Annotated in this window: 21 protein-coding genes; 9 read left to right on the forward strand and 12 right to left on the reverse strand. The window is 40.7% G+C overall.

The features are described 5' to 3' along the window. The coding region (locus tag VB654_RS03795) for an ammonium transporter (RefSeq protein WP_416235655.1) at window positions 1-995 on the reverse strand (995 nt) is incomplete at its 3' end. A gap of 627 nt (window positions 996-1,622) precedes the next feature. Further along, complete coding sequence (gene purE, locus VB654_RS03800) at window positions 1,623-2,141, reverse strand: 5-(carboxyamino)imidazole ribonucleotide mutase (RefSeq protein ID WP_323212113.1); 519 nt, start codon at window positions 2,139-2,141, stop codon at window positions 1,623-1,625. Window positions 2,142-2,185: 44 nt separating this feature from the next. On the opposite strand from purE, the gene nagA reads away from it, so the two are divergent. After that, complete coding sequence (gene nagA / locus VB654_RS03805; RefSeq protein ID WP_323212114.1) at window positions 2,186-3,382, forward strand: N-acetylglucosamine-6-phosphate deacetylase; 1,197 nt, start codon at window positions 2,186-2,188, stop codon at window positions 3,380-3,382. A gap of 6 nt (window positions 3,383-3,388) precedes the next feature. On the opposite strand, the gene VB654_RS03810 is transcribed toward nagA, so the two are convergent. From VB654_RS03810 to VB654_RS03845, 8 genes are all read right to left on the reverse strand, one after another. Beyond that, window positions 3,389-3,931 (reverse strand): DOMON-like domain-containing protein, encoded by a 543-nt coding sequence (locus VB654_RS03810; RefSeq protein ID WP_323212115.1) that lies wholly within the window; start codon window positions 3,929-3,931, stop codon window positions 3,389-3,391. Continuing rightward, window positions 3,928-5,028: an aminoglycoside phosphotransferase family protein gene (locus tag VB654_RS03815; RefSeq protein WP_323212116.1), complete on the reverse strand. Its 1,101-nt coding sequence runs from the start codon at window positions 5,026-5,028 to the stop codon at window positions 3,928-3,930. The genes VB654_RS03810 and VB654_RS03815 overlap by 4 nt, the downstream gene beginning before the upstream one ends. Before the next feature lie 154 nt (window positions 5,029-5,182). Continuing rightward, entirely contained in the window at window positions 5,183-5,518 is a 336-nt protein-coding gene (locus tag VB654_RS03820; protein WP_323212117.1) for a XisI protein, read from the reverse strand. 56 nt (window positions 5,519-5,574) lie between these two features. Continuing rightward, window positions 5,575-6,768 (reverse strand): AGE family epimerase/isomerase, encoded by a 1,194-nt coding sequence (locus VB654_RS03825; protein WP_323212119.1) that lies wholly within the window; start codon window positions 6,766-6,768, stop codon window positions 5,575-5,577. Window positions 6,769-7,124: 356 nt separating this feature from the next. Beyond that, entirely contained in the window at window positions 7,125-7,442 is a 318-nt protein-coding gene (locus VB654_RS03830; RefSeq protein WP_323212120.1) for a hypothetical protein, read from the reverse strand. Window positions 7,443-7,564: 122 nt separating this feature from the next. Continuing rightward, complete coding sequence (locus VB654_RS03835) at window positions 7,565-8,299, reverse strand: class I SAM-dependent methyltransferase (protein ID WP_323212121.1); 735 nt, start codon at window positions 8,297-8,299, stop codon at window positions 7,565-7,567. A gap of 184 nt (window positions 8,300-8,483) precedes the next feature. Then, window positions 8,484-9,527: a hypothetical protein gene (locus VB654_RS03840; protein WP_323212122.1), complete on the reverse strand. Its 1,044-nt coding sequence runs from the start codon at window positions 9,525-9,527 to the stop codon at window positions 8,484-8,486. A gap of 403 nt (window positions 9,528-9,930) precedes the next feature. Continuing rightward, window positions 9,931-10,647: a pirin family protein gene (locus tag VB654_RS03845; RefSeq protein ID WP_323212123.1), complete on the reverse strand. Its 717-nt coding sequence runs from the start codon at window positions 10,645-10,647 to the stop codon at window positions 9,931-9,933. Between the two features lie 257 nt (window positions 10,648-10,904). On the opposite strand from VB654_RS03845, the gene VB654_RS03850 reads away from it, so the two are divergent. Continuing rightward, entirely contained in the window at window positions 10,905-11,318 is a 414-nt protein-coding gene (locus VB654_RS03850; protein ID WP_323212124.1) for a thiol-disulfide oxidoreductase DCC family protein, read from the forward strand. Window positions 11,319-11,429: 111 nt separating this feature from the next. Here VB654_RS03850 and VB654_RS03855 read toward each other — a convergent pair whose 3' ends face one another. Continuing rightward, window positions 11,430-11,858: a hypothetical protein gene (locus tag VB654_RS03855; protein ID WP_323212125.1), complete on the reverse strand. Its 429-nt coding sequence runs from the start codon at window positions 11,856-11,858 to the stop codon at window positions 11,430-11,432. Window positions 11,859-12,275: 417 nt separating this feature from the next. Between VB654_RS03855 and psbQ the strand changes: the two genes are divergently transcribed. The 6 genes from psbQ to VB654_RS03885 all read left to right on the forward strand — a co-directional run bounded on the left by psbQ (window position 12,276) and on the right by VB654_RS03885 (window position 18,461). Then, the gene (psbQ, locus tag VB654_RS03860; protein ID WP_323212126.1) at window positions 12,276-12,743 is read left to right on the forward strand and encodes a photosystem II protein PsbQ; all 468 of its coding nucleotides are present in this window, start codon (window positions 12,276-12,278) and stop codon (window positions 12,741-12,743) included. Between the two features lie 137 nt (window positions 12,744-12,880). Next, window positions 12,881-13,996 (forward strand): FAD-dependent oxidoreductase, encoded by a 1,116-nt coding sequence (locus VB654_RS03865; RefSeq protein ID WP_323212127.1) that lies wholly within the window; start codon window positions 12,881-12,883, stop codon window positions 13,994-13,996. 41 nt (window positions 13,997-14,037) lie between these two features. Continuing rightward, window positions 14,038-14,886, forward strand: a complete 849-nt coding sequence (locus VB654_RS03870; protein ID WP_323212128.1) for an alpha/beta fold hydrolase — start codon at window positions 14,038-14,040, stop codon at window positions 14,884-14,886. A gap of 489 nt (window positions 14,887-15,375) precedes the next feature. Continuing rightward, window positions 15,376-15,966: a protoporphyrinogen oxidase HemJ gene (gene hemJ, locus VB654_RS03875; protein WP_323212130.1), complete on the forward strand. Its 591-nt coding sequence runs from the start codon at window positions 15,376-15,378 to the stop codon at window positions 15,964-15,966. A gap of 297 nt (window positions 15,967-16,263) precedes the next feature. Beyond that, complete coding sequence (locus VB654_RS03880) at window positions 16,264-17,187, forward strand: LysR family transcriptional regulator (RefSeq protein ID WP_323212131.1); 924 nt, start codon at window positions 16,264-16,266, stop codon at window positions 17,185-17,187. Window positions 17,188-17,420: 233 nt separating this feature from the next. Further along, window positions 17,421-18,461 carry an anthranilate phosphoribosyltransferase family protein gene (locus VB654_RS03885; protein WP_323212280.1) on the forward strand — a complete coding sequence of 347 codons (1,041 nt, stop codon included), beginning with the start codon at window positions 17,421-17,423 and terminating at the stop codon, window positions 18,459-18,461. Window positions 18,462-18,498: 37 nt separating this feature from the next. Here VB654_RS03885 and hisC read toward each other — a convergent pair whose 3' ends face one another. Further along, window positions 18,499-19,554, reverse strand: coding sequence for a histidinol-phosphate transaminase (hisC, locus tag VB654_RS03890; protein WP_323212132.1), 1,056 nt, complete (start codon window positions 19,552-19,554; stop codon window positions 18,499-18,501). A 294-nt stretch (window positions 19,555-19,848) separates the two neighbouring features. Here hisC and VB654_RS03895 point away from each other — a divergent pair, with 294 nt between their 5' ends. Next, a complete protein-coding gene (locus tag VB654_RS03895; RefSeq protein ID WP_323212133.1) occupies window positions 19,849-20,793 on the forward strand; it encodes a hypothetical protein in 945 nt (314 codons plus the stop codon). Window positions 20,794-20,860: the final 67 nt, after the last annotated feature.

Here is a 20,860-nt window from a genome sequence, read left to right on the forward strand (position 1 = left end):
GTAGCGGCAACTGCACCCGCAGCCGCAGCCATATTAGTTGTAACAGCTATGTGCGCGATCGCATTAGCATCAGCCGCCATTGTGGAACCGGGGTTAAAACCAAACCAACCCAACCAGAGGATTAAACAGCCCAAGGTAGCAATACTCATATTGTGACCAGGTAAAGCCACAGTTTGATCGTCTTGATATTTACCGATGCGTGGACCAAGAAATGCTGCTCCCATTAAAGCCGCCCAACCACCAACGGAGTGAACGACGGTAGAACCAGCAAAATCCCAAAATCCAAATCCACTTAACCAACCACCACCCCAAATCCAATGTCCGGTGATGGGGTAGGCAATACCTACAAGTAGGATGCTGAAAATTAAGAAGTCAATAAATTTAATCCGTTCGGCAACTGCACCAGAAACAATTGTGGCCGCAGTTCCGGCAAATGCTAATTGAAATAAAAACTTGGCGGCTAAAGGTACACCAGCCCAACTCAGCGCACTGAATACACCTTCATAAGCATCGCCTTTTAATGGACTGTTATCTGCGCCTGAGAGGAAAAACCCAGAGGTTCCCAAGAAGCTATTACCATCACCGAACATAATCCCAAAGCCAATTGCCCAAAAAGCAATACTAGCTAGTGCAAAAACAATTAAGTTTTTAGAGAGAACGTTGACAGCATTCTTCTGGCGACAAAAGCCAGTTTCTAACATTCCGAAACCAGCATTCATAAAGAATACCAAAAAAGCCGCAACTGCTACCCAGAGAGTATCTAAAGCTACTTGCAGTTCTGCTGTTGTTGGCCCTGCATCTGGTGTTTGGGCAACTGCGACATAACCCCAGCCCAAAACAATCAAACAAGCTAAAGGTAAACAGGCTTGCCAGCTAGGTGAGAGCTGCTTAATTCCTCGGATCAATTCCTGGAATTTTGAATTAATTCGTGGATTTTTACTGTAGTTTTTTGCAGACAATTGCCTGTTTTTTCTTTTCGATTTTTGTTTGTACATGAGTTTAAATTACAGCCTCCAACCTTGTACGAAAAACATTACTTTAGGCAACAAAAAAACGCCAGAAGTCAAGCTTAATGGATTTTGATATGTGTCATTTAGACCACTATTTTGCAAAGCATAAATTCACACAAACCCACTAAAATCTTAGGCAAATACTAGTACATTTGTAAATAGTTTTTGATGCTTTTATTGAAAAAATATTATGCATTTTCTGCAAATGTTAAACCTCCTTCTCTTAAATTTTGCATCTAGAAATAGTCTTGTTTGAGAACAATTAACCCCTACAATTGCCCATTTTTGCGTAAAAATTAAGCCAGAGGGTGAAAAAGATTACTGCACTTGACTTTTGAGAATGCCCAAAAAATTTGATCGCTTAAGTAATTTATGTGACAATGTTTGGTAAAATCGCCCATAATTTTGATTGATTTTCTATTCCTTGGAACTGAAAGTCTGTATTTTTGGATACTTTTTTATTTTCTTGGACTCTTTTAGCCGTCTGTAACTATTCGGAGCGAGAAACTGTATCCTTTACAGTGTCAGCATTCTCTGACTTCAAGCTCAAAAAGTCAAGAAGATTATTAAAATTTTATAAAAATGTTAAATAAACTGTTACTAGCCAAGCGTTTAAAGTTCTTGCTGCAAATATTGCTCATATCCTAGTTGTTCTAATTTGGCTTGCTTTGCCATTACCGATTCCGAGAGATTTTGGCGATATTGTTGGACTTTTTCGAGTAATTTGGGTTGATGTGTAGCCAGAATTTGCACTGCTAACAGTCCAGCATTCTTAGCATTACCGATTGCCACTGTTGCCACTGGAATACCTCCAGGCATCTGTACAATCGAATATAAAGAATCAACCCCTTGTAAGTTGCGAGTCGCAACGGGAACGCCTATGACCGGAAGTGGAGTTAAAGATGCTACCATGCCAGGAAGATGGGCTGCACCACCTGCACCAGCAATAATCACCTTTAAACCTCTTGCGTGGGCTTGTTGGGCGTACTGTACCATACGTTCTGGAGTGCGATGGGCTGAAACAATTGCTACTTCAGTTTCTATGCCAAATTCGTGACAAATTGCGATCGCATCTTTCATGGTGGGCAAATCTGAATCGCTGCCCATGATAATACCGATAAGAGGAGCCATATTAATTTTAGATTTGGGATTTGGGATTTTAGATTTTTAAGGTGATGACTCAAGCAACACAAAAGCCCTTAGATATTATCAATGCACGAGTACCTGATTATCAAGATTTACAAAGCATCTCTGTTAACGATGAGGGGATAATTGAGCAAATCTTGCCCATGAGTACTGTAATTACAGGCTGTGAGTCTGCAATAGATGTGGCTGGTGATTGGATTTCTTTGGGTGGTGTCGATTTACAAATTAATGGGGCTTTGGGGTTGGCATTTCCCGATTTAAATGCTGAAAATGCTCATATTCTGCCCAAAATATCCCAATATCTCTGGGATGTCGGTGTGGATGGATTTTTACCCACTTTAGTAACTACTTCATTAGAAAATATACAGCGATCGCTGGCCATAATTGCTGATATTATTTCCACTCAAAAAATAGGTGCAAAGATTCTGGGTGTACATTTAGAAGGGCCATTTTTAAATTCCCAAAAGCGGGGCGCACATCCCGCCGAGTATTTGTTACCTCTGACAATTGATCAGGTTAAAAGAGTTTTGGGCAATTATGCCCAGGTTGTGAAAGTTATCACTTTAGCCCCAGAATTAAACACTACTGGGGAAGTAATTCCATATTTGCGTTCTTTGGGGATAATTGTCAGTTTAGGGCATTCCCAGGCAACAGCAGCCCAAGCACAAGCAGCTTTTACACAGGGGGCGACAATGGTAACTCATGCTTTTAATGCCATGCCGCCATTACATCACCGTGAACCAGGACTTTTAGGTGTAGCAATTACCCATCCTGATGTGATGTGTGGTTTGATTGCCGATGGTGAACACGTTGCACCCACTATGCTGCAAATTTTACTCCGCGCCAGCAACTACGCACAAGGGCTATTTTTGGTGAGTGATGCCCTCGCACCTCTGGGGCTACCCGATGGGGTGTATCCTTGGGACAGTCGGCAGATTGAGGTGAAAAATGGCACGGCAAGATTACCAGATGGGACGTTATCAGGGACAACGTTACCTTTATTGCTGGGTGTACAGAACCTGGTGAAGTGGGGAATTTGTGATCTAGAAAATGCGATCGCCTTAGCTACCAATGCACCCAGAAAAGCGATTAATTTACCAGGTATTATTTCGAGTCCTGCTGCTAATTTGTTACGTTGGCATGAGGATACAAGTAATCAAGAAATAACTTGGCAAAGGTTATTTGGTGTCACGCAGAGGCGCAGAGGCGCAGAGAGGAGGAGTTAAGGAGGTTTAAATTTGGCGGATTAAAAAGCTATCTCGCAGATGAAAGTCAGGTTTTATTCCTGGATGCGTTAATGCCCAATAAGTAATATTAATATTTCTGTCTTGAATTACCGTAGTAATTGCCACTTCAATTTCTTGTTCTCTCGCCACAATTTTACCCAAATCTACATCCAAAATCAGGGTTAAGTTATCCAATTGCTTCTGGATACTAAACGGGAGGATGCTAAAGGCTGTTTCCTCTTGCATTCCTTGACGGTAGTTATCAAAATGATAAACATTCCAATGTCCAGCCGGGGAAAGGTTAAATTCCCAATACTGGGCGGAGTCTTTGATGGCAATGAAGAACTCAAAACAAGTATTTTCCCATAGTGCATGATTTCTGGTTGGTGTATCTGATAACGGGGGAATAATAACTTGGTTTAAGTCTCCAATCAGTTGATAACAGAGGCTAAGTTGATTTGAATATCGGGCAATATTACCTGTAATTTGCAAATTAGGTAAAGATTCCTGAGAAGGAAATGGTTGTAAAGAAAATGTCTGATTTTTCATCTCAAATCTTCGATAATTTGGCGAATCTTGGTTTCTTGAAATTCAATACTCTCAGTCAGCTTAAACTGAACCAAAGCCCTGGCTAAGTTGTGTTCTGAATACTTAATTTTGAAGTAGACATTTCCCACTAGATAGTCAGTAAAGAATCTCAGCCCTAATTCAAAGCTAATCAGACGAATAGCAGGGTAAATATAGGTATAATCATTTTCTGTGAGAAAAGCTTGAGCAACATCAAGATAACCCTGTAAAATTCCCTGACATAAATCTGTATCAAAATAAACTTCTTCCCACTCTTCTGTTTCTTCTCCCGCCGGATTGCAAGCCGATCGCAAACAGTCGCCAATGTCATAATGTACTAATCCCGGCTTTACGGTGTCGAGGTCGATGATGCTAACTGCTTTGTGAGTGGTAGTATCAAACAAGATATTATTAATTTTAGGGTCGCCATGTATGAGGCGTAGTGGTAGTTTGCCTGTAGCTTTGGCATCTTCTAATATATCTGCAAATGTAGTTCTACTGCTGACAAATTGTAAGCAATAATTAACTTCAGGTGATAAATGCGGTGAAGTTTTCGCCAGTGTATCCTCGTACTGCTGAAGATAAAATGGTGTAATATGGAATCCTGGTAAAGTATCAGCGAGTTGTGCTGGTGGTAAATTACTAATCAGATTGTGGAACATACCCAAGGCATAGCCAATTTCTGGGGCGTGTGAACTATCTGCCAAAGTATCAAATGATTGGGCATTTTCCACGAAGCTGAAAGCCCGCCAGTAGCCTTCATTCTGGTCTGTCCAGAGGTTTTGATCATCTTGAGTTAATAACACACGGGGAACCTCCCAGCGTCGATTAGTTGGGGTAAGTTTTAGGTTCTGGCTAACATGATCTGTTAAAATTCGCATATTCTGCATTACCAGTGCCGGCTGCTGAAACACTTGCGTATTGATGCGTTGCAGCACAAAATGCTTTTTCTTTGGGGAATCCAGAGTTACCAGGAAAGTGTCATTAATATTACCATTTCCCAATGATTGAATGCTCGTAACCTGGCCGTGAGACGTGAATTGTTCGGCTATAGCAATTAAATTAATCTCATTTGTCATGTTTCTTGACCTGCACTACTCCCCACATACACTGCACAAAGGCAATAGGGGATATAGTACCGCAAGGCGGAAGTCAAAATTCAAAAATCAAAAGTCAAAAAGTTGATTATGTAGGGTTTTTAATCAATAAAATTATACGCGATCGCACAAAGTTTTAAGCAACACCATAATCTGTGTACTGCCGTTTGAAGGGAGGTTGCAAACCCAAGATAATATCTTCTCTTGGTACTCCCATTTCAACCAATTCCTCTGCCGGATTCTGATCAGTTAAATTCTGCTGGAGCCAAATTTTGCCATCTTTAATGTCAAAATGCATAACACATCGATAAACACGATTAAATTGCTGCCAACCCACATTCATCCACTGGTAATGGTTATGCTCAGTATCTAAGATGAGTTGAACTTCTACATCTTGATCTGAGACATCATTACTAGCATAACGAGTTAGTAGTTTTTTAATAAATTCCTGATATTTTGCTACTTTATCCACTGCACAATCACCTCATTTGCTGGATCATCGCAAACACTTTATCCACTCGTCCTTTTTCACTTTAGCTTTTCAACAGAAATTAACGCCAACGCCTCAAACTGCTGCCAGCAAAGATACAATGCACGGGGTACATGAAAACAGCCTTTCCATTTACCACCTTTGAGATTTAACAATACTTCCCCACGGCGATTGAGATAGCCGAACCATTCGCCATATTCTGGATCGGCAAAGTGTGACCAAGTATAATCGTGCATTTTTTGATACCATTCCCCACACTCATCACGTCCGGTCAAGCGATCGCCCATCGCTAATGCTACTAAAGATTCTAAATGCACCCACCACAATTTTTGATCCCATTCCAATTGCTGGGGAGGATGACCGTCTGCATCCATAAAGTAATATAATCCGCCGTACTCAGCATCCCAAGCAAAATTAAGGATATTTAGCACCACATCAACGGCTTGATTAATCGTCTTAGTATCATTTTTCCGGTTGGCGATATCCATAATAAACCACATGGCTTCGATACCATGACCAGGATTAATTAACCGCCCTTCAAAGCAATCAATGTGGGAACCATCAGGGGCAAAATTTTCATACATCAGCCCCCGTTCCTGGTCGAGAAAATCCGTCATCACTTCTTGAACAGTACCAGCCAGGACATTTTCAAGGGTTTCACTAGGTAGCAGCCATGCCATTTCTAGAGTCAGATTAGCTAAAATCATCGGTACAGCTAAGGATTTCATCGGGCGTGTACCGGGATAGGTCTTATTATATTTACCTTTAGGATTATCTTTGCGGCGCAACACATTATTATAAGCTTGCATTGCTACGTCCTTCGCCCAATCTTCTCCAGAAGCCAAGGCATATTGGCTAAATGCCATCGCTGCAAAACAATCAGAAAATATATTGTAAGGTTCTACCAGTGGCTGACCTTCACGGGTGAGGGCAAAATACCAATTACCTTCGCCATCTCTACCATGTTGGGCGAGAAATTCAGCCCCATTTTTAGCAATTTTTAACCATGTTTCCCGCTTTTCTAACTGGTTGTACAGCATAGAGAAAGTCCAGATTTGGCGATTTTGCAACCAGATAAATTTGTCTGTGTCGTAGACCTGTCCCTCTCGATTCAGACAGGTAAAATAACCGCCATGCTGCCAATCGAGGGAGTTTTGTTCCCAAAATGGAAGTACGTCATTGAGGAGGGCGTTTTTATAAAGTGCAGCCAGGGTTTTAAAATCGTACTCCATAGATTTCTGCCAAAACCAACAACTTCATTATTATCAGTTAAGTTGGACAGACTAAATAATTCCAGGTTCGTAGTGAGGACTTTAGTCCTCTCTATCTCCTTTAGCCTGCGGCATCACCCCAATACACGCAATAATTTAGATAAATGCTGATTTAACAATAATATACAACCTCACCCCCAGCCCCTCTTCTTAGTAAGGAGTTATGGTGGACACACAAGTTCTGCCTGTTTTGCCCCCTAAATCCCCCAAGTTTGGGGGACTTTGAAAATTCTTGTTCCCCCCATAATTGGCGATTAGAGGGCGATTCGATCACTTGTGTGTACACCTTAGTTACTAAGGAGAGGGGAGATCAAAAATTACTGCAAAGAATTACCCGCTTGACATAGTAATTCTCCCAGTCGCTGCACCTTATTTGCTATATCACCAGTGGCGTTAGTACCTGCACTTTGAGTGTCTTCGCCCAAATCCACAAGCATTTGTGCAATAGATTCAGTATCGCCATTCAGGAGTGCTTCCTTGAGTTCGCCCAAGTCTTCGGCTAGGTCAGTTCCTGAGAGTTGTTGCTGCCAAGTATTGATAATAGCCATCGCCTGGTCAGTAGGGATGGATGTGAGGTTTTTTTGCAAGGCGGAGATGGTACTGTCTATGTCAACGTTTTTAATTGCATCAGCCATAAAAAAACTCCTGTGTTGAGTGGAACTTGATAATCCACAATGGATTACTGTCTGACCTCATTCTTCTCAAGATGAATATTTAAGTCCTCAGCCCAGAGTTATGTTCTCAAAGTTAGAGAATGTCAAAACTTTACTTTATATAAATCAAATAATTCTCCTGATTGTTTCGCCACTATTTTTGCACCAGTAGCTTTGAGGATTTTTTCCAACTCAGACACAGGTTCGAGAAATACCTCAGCACCGAGATATGTTTCCAGAACTGCCCAATCCTCTGCTAGAGGGTGTTCGGGATTGAGGATGTCAAATACAAAATGTCCGTCTGGTTTTAAGACCCGCTTAACTTCCGCTAAGACAGCACTCCAATATTTTAGGGGAAAATAGCAGCTAAATCCTGTGGCGATCGCTAGATCAAATTGGTCTGCGGAGTAGTTTAATTGATGGGCTGGCCCCAACTCCACACCTTTGAACAGCTTAGAATTCAATTGCGAACCACGAGAATTGAGGGTATCCCGTGCCACCGTGCTAATTTCTTGCCCATAAAAGTATGCTAACCAATCCCGCCAAGGATAGATTAAAAAGCTGACACCACAGCCAATATCCAAACAGTGCTGGTTTTTTTTCGGTTGAGCAATTTCCCAAAAAGGAGAGGCAATTTTCCCAGACAACAGACCAGTCACCCATTCTTGATAGATGGGCATTTCCTGTACTTCTGCTGGTAATTCTAAATCTTGCTTTTGATACTGTCGGTTAAAGCGATACCCCACCTGCGCCACTCTCTCCTGCCAGTTTTCTGAGTTATAGGGAGTTTGGGAGGGAAAAAGCTCAATTGGGTCTGGTGAATTCCGCTTTTTAGACATTCTGTCTCTGCTGCTCCTAGATTATGTTTAGGTTAAGTTCTAGTGTAGCTAAATGGAGACTGGGGACTGGTAAGGAAAAATAAAGCCTTTTGAAGATATCTTGCAGGTTTTTACATAATCTTCAGTATAATTGAAAGTTTGATTGCTTCTTCGGAAGGAATTTGAGCAGTTGAGACAGTTGTTTTTAACTATTCATTGATGTCTGGATATTTGATATAACATATTGGCTCAAATGAATTACTATAGATGCAGTTCTTAATAAGAATGACTCTATTTGATTAAACTGAGAATCTTTAGAATTAAGTAGAATATCTAGGTTTTCTGGAATATCTTCATCATAGTGAGCACTACCAAGCTTTGTTGAAGCATTTAATATGATATCTTTTGTTGTAACCGTTTCATTTTGAGACACTAAAACTACTCTATCTAGCCAATCTTCAATATCAGTTAGATTTTGTGTTTTAAATTCTTTATAAATAGATGCTTCCTTAAGACTAAAATCAACTAGTGGAGAAAATGATAAAATAGGATCTATTGCATCTTCCTTCATAAGATAGATTGGAAGTGGTATAGAAAACTTTCCCGCAAGTCTCAATAGTAAAGGATTATATGTTTTTCTCCCGTTCCAGTATAACATTGCTCTCAGTTCAGCAGCGAGTGCTCCTAAGAATTGATGCTCACCGTTCTGAATGCGATTAGAAAAATCATTCAATAAAAATGTAGCATTTTTTAACTCATTTATCTGCTCATATATTGTTTTTGTCCGATTATGATGATTTCCAATTATTTGGGTGGAAGCAAACTTAGTATGTCTCTCTTCAACTTTATGAAGGCAAGCTTGGAAAGCATCAGGATGGGCATAAGATGGTAAAGTTTCGCCTGCTGAATTTTGAAGATTTACCATAAAGTAATCTCCTTTCGATTCATCCAGACTTAATAAGCTGTGTCCATTTATATGAATTGATATTTCTGGTAATTTCCACATTATATCTAAAATAATATCTCTTCTTTTTGCTTGGTATTTTGATTCATCAACTAGTATGCGTTGAGTATAATAATTTATAAAATTTTTACTAGAGTCTTCTATCCTAAGATTAAGATGTCCACTTGGGAATGCAAGTAGTTTTAAATTAGAAGTGTCTATTTTATTTGACACTAAAATAGTTGGGGCAATAACTGGCCATATTTCTGGCATAGACATTACTACAAAAATTGTTCCTTGTGTCATGAAATATTGTTTTTATTGCAAATATATATATTGATCGTATACTAGCTTTTATTGCATAATATCAACACCGTTTGAATACTTACTACACCCAGAAACCTAGCAAACCTGAGCTTTATCTCCCTTCTCTCTTGCGGAGAGGGGCTGACGGTGGGGTTAATTGATTCTGGTAATGGTAATTATAGCAACCGGACTCGATATAACGTAAAAATACTTACAATAATGGTGAATCACGCTATCGCTAACTCACCTACTGGACTGACAAGCCTAAACTAGTGCATAAGCATAAATATTGTGGGGTGGGCATCTTGCCCGCCCATGTTATGCGCGATATATTTAATAGATAATGGTGGGTTACGCTGTCGCTAACCCACCCTACAATTTTGGATGAAATTCCTAATCCCGATTAACCCAAATCAAAAAGTAAAAACTCTGTGTTAATGTCGGTACTGATTTGCAGTTTTTCTTCCCCACTAATTTGCACCCCATCACCGGCTCTGAGTTCTTCTCCATTCAAATTTGCTACACCTTGAGCTATTTGTAACCACGCGTAACGATGAGGTTTAACGTGATAATTCACAACATCACCAGCCTCTAAAATAGACGCATACAAATCAACATCTTGGTGAATTGTGACTGCACCATTACGCCCATCTTTAGCCGCAATTAAGCGTAATTGACCCCGCTTTTCTGCTAAAGGAAATGATTTTTGTTCATATCTGGGTGTTAAGCCTTGCTTGTCTGGTAAAATCCAAATTTGCAACAAGTGTAGTGGCTCAGTTTGTGAGGGATTAAATTCACTGTGGGCGATTCCAGTTCCTGCACTCATTATCTGTGCATCACCAGGACGAATTATGGAACCAGTCCCCAAGCTGTCTTTATGCTCAACTGCTCCTGATAGGACGTAGGTGAGAATTTCCATATCGCGGTGACTGTGGGTAGGAAATCCAGCACCAGGGGCGATGCGGTCATCATTGATTACTCGCAAGGTGCGAAATCCCATGCGATCGCGATCGTAAAAATTACCAAAGGAAAAGGTATGATGACTATCAAGCCAGCCAAACTGAGCATGACCACGAGTGTTTCGATCATGAATTAGATAGTTAATTGTATTTTTAGACATAAAATAACCTCGTTAATGATACTTTTTTAAATCAGAAATTTTTGTTTTTTCTTTGGTTGAATTGAATAAATTATCTAACTTATTTAAAGATAAAACACATCGCTACTAAATGAAAAGTACGCACTTTGAAGTAATGTAGTTACCAAAAAGATACTATTCAGATTTTGAATAAAAATTATCGCCCCAACTCAATTAAATTTGACTATTTTTCTCAGGGTATTGTAAATTTTAAATTATACCTAAAGAAATATTATTTCATGAATTATTACGTTATCTACGATGGAAACTGTAATCTCTGCGTTACCCTAGTCCAATTACTGGAAAACCTAGACCAAGGAAAGCTATTTCGTTACGCCCCCATGCAAGATGAGGAAACACTGCAACAGTGGGGAGTTACACCCCAAGCTTGTGAACAAGGGATGATTTTAATTGATGCTAATACAACCGAACGACGTTGGCAAGGTAGTGATGCGGCTGAGGAAATTGGGCGATTATTGCCGATGGGAAGTGTATTTGTGGAAGCTTATCGGGCGTTACCGGGGATGAAATGGGTAGGCGATCGCTTCTATGAACAAATCCGCGATCACCGCTATACTCTCTTTGGCAAGCGTGGGAGTACCTATCAATCAGCCTATTGTGCCGATGGTAGCTGCAATACTGGTAATGAATAACAGCTTCACAACTGCATTTATCAGAATAGTTGTGAGATATTTCTATTTATGGATAATTTCTGCCATCTTTGCTCATACTCGGCGTAAATGAACCAAATTTCGAGATTTTTCTCAATCACTCGCTTGATTAAACACCTCTAAAATGTGGCGACAAATCTGCTTGAGTTTGTCCGCGACTTGTGGCGAAGGTTCAGCCATACCCACAAAACTCCAGTTTTCCACAGTAGACAGTCGCCAAGCTTCACCGCGATGGTCAAATCCAGCCACTTCTAAACCAATAGCACGACGTGACTGATTTATGGGATCTTGGTAAAAGCGGATTTGAATCAAAACACTGCGACTGCGCCAAGATTTGCTGATTCCCGGAAAGTGAAAGCCGATATCTATGGAATCTGGATCAATTAACTCCCTGGTTTCTGGGTCATCCTTCCAAGGTTTGAGATCCGATTTAGCATCAGGAAACTCGAATTTAAACAAATTTACTACTGTAGCAATCTTGCTGGCGAGTTCAAGGTTTGTTGCTTGTTCAGATGCGTTCACGAAAAAAAACTCCTATTACCGCCGTGAAGTCAAAAGTTTATCCTGAGCGAAGTCGAAGGGTCAAAAATCTGATTTTCTAGGCTTTTCATTGATTGTAAATGTTCTGTTTATTTCCGCTAGAAAAACCACCAGAAGGCTGATCATATTGGTGTTTTAGCTGATCAACACCGTTGAAATTTCACAAATTTACAATTACGCTTTCCTCATAATTAAGTCTTTTGAGACTAAATAGGGTTATCTTGGGTAATTATACTTAATTTTCTCTAAATACGCAGTAACTAGCCCCATTAGCAAAAATATTCATCCCAATAACTGGAAATTTCAGGAAAATCCCTAGTGAAATAGAACGATAGATCACCCCAGCGATCTAAAATTACACTGTTAATCTGCACACACAAAATACATTAAATTCAGTTTATGGCGCGTCAACGCTCGATTTTTTCCCTGGTTTTAGTATTATTGGCCACATTTCTCATCAGTTGTGGTAGCCCTAGCGTCACAGTTGCACCTCCAACTTACACAGCAACTCAACTGGAGAGAATTCAGGAATATGTTCCGAAAATTCAGGCTGTGCGCGATCGCGCAGACGAACTAAAAACCCTGATCAACAAAAAGGATTGGATCGATGTAGGTAATTTTATACATGGTCCAATGACGGAAGCTAGGTCAAGCATGACTTATATTATTCCCAACCTCCTACCCTCCACCCAACCCGTAGCACGACAAAAAACACGAGATTTGCTTAACCATCTGGTTAAAATCGATCAAGCTGCGGGACAGAGTAACACTCAACTGGCTTTAAATAACTACCAAGCAGCTATTGAAGACATTGACAAATTCTTCCTATTGCTTCCGGAAACAAGCAGTCAGCCAGAAGTAAGTTAGGCGATCAGTTTAATATGGGACAAGAAGGGTCAGGGTGAATGAATGATCATTAGTATCTCGTTCTCATCCCTGATCTCTCCCATTCTCTTGTTCAGACAAGATTAATTGCGTCTCTACCCACTTCCTTCAAAAAAGCAATGAGTCATGTAGTCATCATCGGTTGTGGTGTAATTGGGGCTGCGATCGCCTATGAACTTAGCCTAGTTAAAAACTTAAAAATCACCGTTATCGACCGTCAACTACCCGCCAAAGCTTCCACCGGTGCAGCCCTGGGCGTTTTGATGGGCGTGATTAGTCATAAAGTTAAGGGTCAAGCTTGGCAAAGGCGACACACAAGCATTCAACGCTACGAAACTTTAATTCCCGAATTAGAAGCCATCACAGGACGTAAAATCCCTTTTAATCGCCAAGGTATCCTGAGTCTGTTCGGGTCAGCAGAAAATTTAACAGGATGGGAAAATCTGGCCGCAGTTCGCCATTCTCAAGGCTGGAAATTAGAACTTTGGGATATAGCCAAGCTGAAAAATTTTTGTCCTCAAGTCGATCACACCAAAATTACAGGCGCAGTTTATTCTCCCCAAGATCGCCAACTAGATCCCACTGCTTTAACTTTAGCTTTAGTTGAAGCTGCCCAATATAATGGCGTAACTTTTACATTTGGTGTAACTGTTTTGGGGATGGATACCCCAAGCCCAGAGATTGAAAACATTAGTCAATGTAGTGTTGTAGAGACGACAGAGGGAAAAATTGCCGCCGATTGGATTGTCGTAGCTGCGGGGCTGGGTTCTACACCTCTGACGGCACAGTTAAAGCAGATGCTGGATATCCGCCCGGTTTTGGGGCAAGCATTACACATACATTTAGATCAACCATTAGGTAATTTTGACTTTCAGCCAGTGATTACTGGTAATGATGTCCATATTGTCCCTATCGGGGGCGGTGATTACTGGGTAGGTGCAACAGTGGAGTTTCCTAGCAATGCTGATGAAATCCTACCCAATCAAGAAATGCTAACAGAAGTTTGGCAACAAGCGATCGCCTTCTGCCCAGATTTAGCCCCAGCCGAGATTATCCGCACTTGGTCGGGTTTACGCCCCCGTCCTGAAGGTCGTCCCGCACCAGTTATTGATCAACTCCCTGGATTTAGCAATATTCTCTTAGCTACTGGTCACTACCGCAACGGTGTTTTACTAGCACCAGCAACAGCTGACGCAATTCGTGAGATGATTACTTCTGGGGATAATAAAAAATAGCTTTTAGTATTTGGGCTTTGGCGTTTTATCAGGAAAATAGTGTGTCTTTAACAGAACATAAAATTACAGTAGATTCTCTAGAATGGTTTTATCGTGAATGTGAACCCATTGGCAGAACTGATTTGCTGCCTGTAGTATTACTACACGGTTTAGTATCACAAAGTTATAGCTGGCGCAATATTATGCCCGCTTTAGGGAGTCAAGGAAGTAGAGCGATCGCACCAGATTGGATTGGTTATGGCTTTTCTTCCCAGCCTGAAAAATGGGATTTTGACTACACCCCTGATAAATTTATTACTGCCCTAGAAGGATTTGTCAAAGCCTTAGAACTGGAACGTTTTTCTTTAGTCGTCCAAGGGTTTTTAGGTTCTGTCGGCTTACAATATGCCTTGCGTCATCCCGAACAAGTGGCTAACATAGCTATCTTAAATGCACCAATTTCCACAACTGCCAAATTGCCTTGGAAAATTAAACAACTGGGTTTACCATTGGCAGGCGAAATGATGACTCAAGACCCCCTCTTAGTTGACCGAACTCTCGAAGGTGGGAGTCGTTACCGCATTGAAGACAAAGATTTAGATATTTATCGCAAACCATTCTTAAAAGCTTCCACTGCGGGGCGAAGTCTCCTAGCAACAATTCGGAATTTGCAACTAGACCAAGCCATGTCAGCAATAGAATCGGGATTTAAACAATGGCAACAGCCAATTTTAATTCAGTGGGGAATGATTGACCCTTGGCTACCTATAGATGTAGCACAAAAATTTGCTGATTCTGTACCTAATACCGAGTTAATAAAAATTAATAATGTCGGACATTATCCTCAAGAACACTACCACAATGCGATTTTAGAAGACCTCTTACCTTTTGTCCGTCGTATAAATACTTAACAAAAAAATCATAAATCAGGGAAAAATCGATATGATAAGCAAAACCCCTGAGAAAATGCAGAGTCAGTAGGGGCGCGTTTATCAATATTGAAACCCCTACCATAGTGGATAGTTTGCGTGCCTTAGTCGAATACTGCCAACTTCACAAGATTTATAATATTTAAGATGTGTACTTGATTAACTTGTAAAATCCTATGAATATAGATAAATAAGTGGGCGTAAATAAAGTTAACTGGTGGGGGTCTTCATTTGTCCTTTGTCATTGGTCATTGGCAAGGATTTTGCCCTGTTTGCTTTTCGTAATATAGTTTGTTTTTTCCTACCTACTTAAGCAACAACAAATTATTTATTTTTCTCTAATTTTAAGTATAGTTAAGCTTAATAAATAATGTTTTTGTGGCAGATTTATAATATTATCTAAGACTGCATTTGTAAACTTTTTATTAAAGCTAAAAAGGTTTAAAACCACATTGACGGAGATTTTCTTTCATGGCTTATTCCTGGTTTAAAGCATTTCATCTAATTGGGATTGTAGTTTGGTTTGCGGGGTTATTTTATTTGGTACGCCTATTTATTTATCATGTGGAAGCGAACCAAGAACCAGAACCAGCAAAAACGATCCTGAAAAATCAGTATCAGATTATGGAAAAGCGCCTTTACCATATCATTACTACGCCAGGAATGTTGCTGACAGTAGCAATGGCGATAGGCTTATTAAGCACTGAACCAGAAGTTTTAAAACAAAGTTGGTTACATATTAAACTGTTATTTGTTGCTCTTTTACTCGGTTATCATCATTACTGTAAGCGTTTGATGAAGCAGTTAGCCGCAGATAAATGTCGTTGGAGTGGTCAACAGTTAAGGGCTTTAAATGAAGCACCTACAGTCATGTTGCTGGTGATTGTTTTACTAGCTGTGTTTAAGAACAATCTACCTACAGATATTACCGCTTGGGGCATTTTTGGCTTAATTATTTTGATGGCGGTGACTATTCAGCTTTATGCTAAAAAACGCCGACGCGATCAAGAAAAGCTGACAGGAGAAGGACAAATAGGACAAGTTCCTCAACAACAAAGTTAATTTAACTGGCTCTCCTGCATGATGCGCGGGAGAGCTGGAAGAAGCCAAATAAGATTATTAATTGCTGTTCTTATTAACACAAATAAATAGAGTTTGCTGTTCGCGTAGCGTGCAGTTAGGTATAAAAGTTATTTGTGAGGATTGTTCCCTGTTCCCTACCTCATGGCTACACCACGCAAGCTACAGAAACCAAACCGGACTCCTACATCTATCAAAAAAGTAATAAATTGTACTAAATTGCAGATAAAAAACAGTTAACGTAATGAAGGCCATAAATGTAATTCAGGCTACATCAAAATGCGGCTAGAGCAGTTGCAAGCCTTTCTGGCGATCACCCAAACTGGTAGCTTCCAACAAGCAGCCCGAAAATGTGGTATTACCCAATCGACTATCAGCAGGCAAATTCAGTCACTAGAAGCTGATCTGGGCGTAGAACTATTTCATCGCACCAACCACGCCAAGTTAACTTTAGGTGGTGAATGTTTGCTACCTCGTGTCCGTAAAATATGTCAGGAGTGGCAAACGGCTACACAAGAATTAACCGATTTAATCGCTGGGAAGCAGCCAGAACTCTGCATTGCGGTAATTCATTCACTGTGTGCTTCTTACTTACCACCAGTGTTACAAAAATTTTGTCACGATTATCCAGAAGTCCAATTGCGGGTAACATCATTGGGTAGCGATCGCGCTTTAAAAGTCCTTAAAGATGGATTAGTAGATTTAGCAATTGTGATGAATAATCGCTTCTTAACCACAGCCAGAGAAATGGTAGTAGAAGCATTATATGAAGAATCCATAGAAGTACTGACATCCGTTCATCATCCCCTAGCCCAATACGAAAGCATTCCTTGGTCGGAACTAGTGCGTTATCCCCAAGTAGTTTTCAAAGATGGTTATGGGATGCAACGCTTAGTACAAGACAAATTTGAACGCCTAGAAGCTAAACTGCAAGCAGCTTTAGAAGTAAATACCTTAGACGCTTTCCGGGGAGTCGTGCGTCAGGGACAATTAGTAGCCTTGTTACCTTATTCAGCTCTGATAGAAGCACGAAATGACTCTACCCTAGCAGTACGTCCCTTAACTGATAATTCTGGTTTTACGCGTCGGGTAGTGATGGTAACAACTCAAGACCGCCTCCAGATACCTCCCATCCAGAACTTTTGGCAATTGGTGTTAGAACATATCCCAGCGCAATTTCAGCACCAGAGATCAGCTTCCTAAAGTATGATCAGTCAAAACTTGACCTTTTTTGAATTCAAAATTCAAAATTCAAAATGCAAAATGAAGAAGAAATAAAATTTTGTAATTGATTAATTCTGGGTACAAGCCCCTGCCATAATCTTTGATTTGGCAGTCTTCAATCAGTGGTGGGTACAAGCCCCGACTGATTGTCTTTAATTTTGAATTAATAATTTTGAATTTTGAATTGATTTGACCTTTGACTAATGGCTGGCATGAGTAATGTATTTAGGGAACTACTAAAAAAAGTAGGTAGCGGAAACCACACAGCAGAGAACTTAACTCGTGCGGAAGCAGCCACAGCTACTAAAATGATGCTGCTCGGTGAAGCAACACCAGTACAAATTGGTGCATTTTTAATTGCCCATCGCATCAGGCGACCTACAGGGGAAGAGTTAGCAGGGATGTTAGATGCTTATGAAGAATTGGGGCCAAAATTGCAACCAATGGCATCTACACGCCCGGCAATGGTTTTAGGAATACCTTACGATGGCAGAACCCGTACTGCACCAATTAGCCCAGTGATAGCATTACTACTCGCCACAGCAGGACAACCAGTAGTAATGCACGGAGGCGATCGCTTACCTACAAAATATGGTTTACCTTTAGGAAAAATTTGGCAAGGGTTAGGTGTGGATTGGACTGCTTTACCATTAGCTAAAACCCAGCAGGTCTTTGCAGAAACAAATATCGGCTTTATTTATACACCTAAGCATTTTCCCTTAACTAACGCCTTATGGAAATATCGTGACCAACTTGGCAAGCGCCCACCTTTGGCAACAATGGAATTAATTTGGTGTCCTTACGCTGGGGATGCTCATATTGTGGCTGGTTTTGTCCATCCGCCCACAGAAACCATGTTTCGGGTAGCCTTGGAACTGCGAAAAGTCCACAAATATACTTTAATTAAGGGATTAGAAGGTAGTTGCGATTTGCCACGCGATCGCACTGCAATTATCGCTTTGTCTCACACACCCCAAGAGATTGAAAGATTACTGCTCTCACCCCATGATTATGGTATCACTACCAAGAATGTACCTCTAGGAAGTACTGAGGAACTGCTAAATCAAATCCAGGAAGTTTTAGCTGGTCAATCAGGGGAACTTATGCAAACAGCCTTATGGAATGGGGGATTTTATCTCTGGCGCAGTGGTATTTGTTCAGATATGCCATCAGGTTTAAGCAAAGCGGCAGAATTATTCCATAATGGGGCGGTAGCTGCCAAACTCCATGAAATTCAACAGTGTTGCCGGTAGTTTAAGTCTCAGAGTTGGGGCAGGAAATTTCGCATTTTTAATTACAACAAATTTGAGTCAATGTTTCTACCAAAACTTGATTTTGTACATCTGTGCCAATAGTGATACGTAACTTATTATCTAGTCCAGGCTGTGGGAAATAGCGTACTAAAATTTGTCGTTCTTTGAGCTGTTGGTAGAGATATTCGGCATTTGCTTGGGGAGGCTGTACCAACAAAAAGTTAGTTTGGGAATCCCCAACATGGAAACCTAATTGTTTTAACTCTGTGGCCAGTTGCGTCCGTGATGCTTTCACCTTGACTGCACAAGCATTTTTATAATCTTGGTCAATAATCGCAGCTGTTCCTAATGCACAGGCGATCGCATCAATGTTATAGCTATCCTTGACCTTAAACAATCCATGCAGCAACTTGGGATGAGCCACCCCAAAGCCCAGGCGTAATCCTGCCAACGAGTAACCCTTAGAAAGTGTCCGAATTACAATTACGTTCTCGTATTCCTTCACCAAAGACAGGGCATTCTCTTCGGCAAAATCTACATACGCTTCATCAATCACTAAAACCCCAGATAATCGCCTTGCTAGTTGCCGTAAATCGTTAATTGGCACTATATGCCCTGAAGGACTGTTAGGCGATGCAATGAAGGTTACAGCCCCATTAGCAGCAATTAGTTCTTCCAGAGGTAATTTATAATTTTCTTTATAAGGAATCTCTAACAGTTCCGCCCCCTGCATTTGAGTCAAAGTCACATATAATACATAGGTTGGTATCGGGTAAACTACCTTTCTTCCAGGTTCAGTGCAGGCTCGAATCACTAAATTTAAAACTTCATCACTGCCATTACCGACAATGATCCAATCACTCGGAACGCCCAAAACTTTACTGACAGCTCGCCGGAATTCTCCCCCTAACGGTTCTGGATACCGTCGTAACCACTCCCCTTCAATATTTTGCAGCACAGATAGCACCGCAGGTGACGGAGGATAGGGATTTTCATTACTATTGAGTTTAATGACCTGTATTCCACTTTGAGGCTGTTCACCGGGGACATAGCTAGCCATGGCATCGATATTAGATCGGAAGTAATTGGTCATGGTGCATACTTATTCGTAATTCGGAAGAAGAGGCTTTAAAATAATTGACTGAGTAAGTTACCTAGCTATAAACCTGACAGGGAGAGAGCGTTAGCGTAAAGGTAGTAGGTTGGTGTTAGCATAAGCTAGCTTTTGCCTAGTCAGAATAGCTCCCCAGCTCACTAATTCCCTATCAAGGGTAGTTTAGCAACTTGTATGTAAGATTGTTTCGTATGTACTTATGGGATTTTTTCAGCCTGTCAAATGCCGCCCGTATCTCAAAAAATTATTGCTCGAACAAAAAAACTAACAATTATGTCATCTACTGAACCTACCCCCAATGAGCCAAATGAGGCTGAAACTCAACTTCAAACCCCACCTGAACCTGAAGAAGTAAATATTGATACTGAAATCCAGGAAGAGATTGAAGAATCGGGAGCAATATTTCAAGCTATTGGGGTAATTGTTGGGGATGTCAACTTAAATGAGGATGGTAAAAACACAATTACCATTAGTAATTTAGAATACCCGCTTTTCTATATTCCCCAAAAACGCAAAGTATTTGACGCTCTCACCAAAGAAATAGAAACTACTGGCAACAAAACCTTTAGGCTGGTAGTTTATCCTAAAGCCATTCATTTTCCCCGGAAAGACCAACCCCATAGTATGACTTTTCAACTAGTTGGATTTGATAGGGGGCGAGAACAACAGACAGTTTCAGCAGAATTAGAAGACAACGAGTTTAAATTTTCAGGACTATGGCAATTTATTCCCGTTTGTCAAACTCCTTGTATTTCTGTTTTCCGCAACTTTACTCGTGAAAGACTCGAATATATTAAGCAGGCCGAGCCAACGAGAAAAGTAAAATTTATGAAGGCTAGTCATCTGCCTTTATTTTGGAAAGACGCGCCAGTTAAACCCTTCAGATTTAATCCGAAAGCTGAAAAAGAAGACCAAGGACATCCGATATTTGTCTCCCTGAAAGCAAAATTTTTGCCTGGGCGTAATGTCTTCGGTTTTGTGGCACTATTAGCGCCACCCCAAGAAACTGCACCGAGATTTCTCAAAGCATCCAAAAAGGATAAAGCTACAGCGTTGCAAGAGTCTAAAAAGAATAAAGGCGCAGTCCCGCAAGCATCCAAAAAGGATACTCCCAAGCCGAGTAACAAGCCTAGTAATAATCTGCCCAAGCCAGTTCTTAAAAAGCCTTCCCCAGAACCTGAGAAGGAGAAAGACACAGACAAAGATACAGAAAAATAGCATCAGCCCACAGGCTTTAGCCTGGGGCTAGGAATTGCTAAAATACAGCAGTTATTAGTCATGATTT

The sequence above is a fragment of the Nodularia sp. UHCC 0506 genome (assembly GCF_034931045.1).
In the GTDB taxonomy this organism is placed as follows: Bacteria; Cyanobacteriota; Cyanobacteriia; order Cyanobacteriales; family Nostocaceae; genus Nodularia.

Excerpts from the sequence above, each read along its gene's own strand:
- VB654_RS03840 (WP_323212122.1), bottom strand. The coding sequence starts at position 9,527 with ATGACACAAGGAACAATTTTTGTAGTAATGTCTATGCCAGAAATATGG.
- psbQ (WP_323212126.1), top strand. The coding sequence starts at position 12,276 with ATGGCGCGTCAACGCTCGATTTTTTCCCTGGTTTTAGTATTATTGGCC.
- purE (WP_323212113.1), bottom strand. The coding sequence starts at position 2,141 with ATGGCTCCTCTTATCGGTATTATCATGGGCAGCGATTCAGATTTGCCC.
- hemJ (WP_323212130.1), top strand. The coding sequence starts at position 15,376 with ATGGCTTATTCCTGGTTTAAAGCATTTCATCTAATTGGGATTGTAGTT.
- VB654_RS03825 (WP_323212119.1), bottom strand. The coding sequence starts at position 6,768 with ATGGAGTACGATTTTAAAACCCTGGCTGCACTTTATAAAAACGCCCTC.
- VB654_RS03880 (WP_323212131.1), top strand. The coding sequence starts at position 16,264 with ATGCGGCTAGAGCAGTTGCAAGCCTTTCTGGCGATCACCCAAACTGGT.
- VB654_RS03845 (WP_323212123.1), bottom strand. The coding sequence starts at position 10,647 with ATGTCTAAAAATACAATTAACTATCTAATTCATGATCGAAACACTCGT.
- VB654_RS03895 (WP_323212133.1), top strand. The coding sequence starts at position 19,849 with ATGTCATCTACTGAACCTACCCCCAATGAGCCAAATGAGGCTGAAACT.
- hisC (WP_323212132.1), bottom strand. The coding sequence starts at position 19,554 with ATGACCAATTACTTCCGATCTAATATCGATGCCATGGCTAGCTATGTC.
- VB654_RS03815 (WP_323212116.1), bottom strand. The coding sequence starts at position 5,028 with ATGACAAATGAGATTAATTTAATTGCTATAGCCGAACAATTCACGTCT.
- VB654_RS03885 (WP_323212280.1), top strand. The coding sequence starts at position 17,421 with ATGAGTAATGTATTTAGGGAACTACTAAAAAAAGTAGGTAGCGGAAAC.
- VB654_RS03810 (WP_323212115.1), bottom strand. The coding sequence starts at position 3,931 with ATGAAAAATCAGACATTTTCTTTACAACCATTTCCTTCTCAGGAATCT.
- nagA (WP_323212114.1), top strand. The coding sequence starts at position 2,186 with ATGACTCAAGCAACACAAAAGCCCTTAGATATTATCAATGCACGAGTA.
- VB654_RS03865 (WP_323212127.1), top strand. The coding sequence starts at position 12,881 with ATGAGTCATGTAGTCATCATCGGTTGTGGTGTAATTGGGGCTGCGATC.
- VB654_RS03830 (WP_323212120.1), bottom strand. The coding sequence starts at position 7,442 with ATGGCTGATGCAATTAAAAACGTTGACATAGACAGTACCATCTCCGCC.
- VB654_RS03835 (WP_323212121.1), bottom strand. The coding sequence starts at position 8,299 with ATGTCTAAAAAGCGGAATTCACCAGACCCAATTGAGCTTTTTCCCTCC.
- VB654_RS03850 (WP_323212124.1), top strand. The coding sequence starts at position 10,905 with ATGAATTATTACGTTATCTACGATGGAAACTGTAATCTCTGCGTTACC.